General features: G+C 64.4%; 1 pseudogene. It reads right to left on the reverse strand.

Annotated elements, in window-relative coordinates:
* Positions 1-443, reverse strand: a pseudogene (locus F6Q13_RS19695) (site-specific integrase); the annotation flags it as partial.
* Positions 444-590 lie beyond the last annotated feature (147 nt).

Here is a 590-nt window from a genome sequence, read left to right on the forward strand (position 1 = left end):
AGCGCCCGAACCGGATCATCGCCCGGACGCCGGCCGGGCTTCGTCTTGGCACGCATGTCGAGGATCAGCTTCTCGACGTCGGACGGCCGCAAGCGATCCAGGCGCGTTGCCCCCAACGGCGCGGGCTCAAGGTGCTTGCGCGACAGATACGAGTAGAGTTCGCGCGTGGCCGGTTTGCGGTCACTCGCGGCCAAGGTGGTGGCGCGCCAGTGCGCCAACCACACGGCCAGGGTCGTGCTGGCATCGCGCGGCGGCTGCCCCTCGTTGAGACGGTCGCGGACCTTGTCCAGCTCGGCGAGCGCGGCCTTCTGCGTCTTTCCATAGACGGATACACGTTTACGTTGCCCGGTGTTTGGGTCCAGGTAGCTCAATCGGGCTTCCCAGCCTCGCCCGTCGGCGCGCTGGTAGACGTTCCCTTGCCCGTTGGCGCGGCGCTTGCCCATGTTGCGGATGATACGCCTGGTTGGCGTACGAATTGGCGTACAGCGGCTTTATGAACCGTACCTGGTTCGACAAAAACCATGTTTGAACTGCGGTCGGGCTGACAGGATTTGAACCTGCGACCACTTGACCCCCAGTCAAGTGCGCTA

The organism is Mycobacterium sp. (assembly GCF_008709575.1).
Taxonomy (GTDB): Bacteria; Actinomycetota; Actinomycetes; order Mycobacteriales; family Mycobacteriaceae; genus Mycobacterium.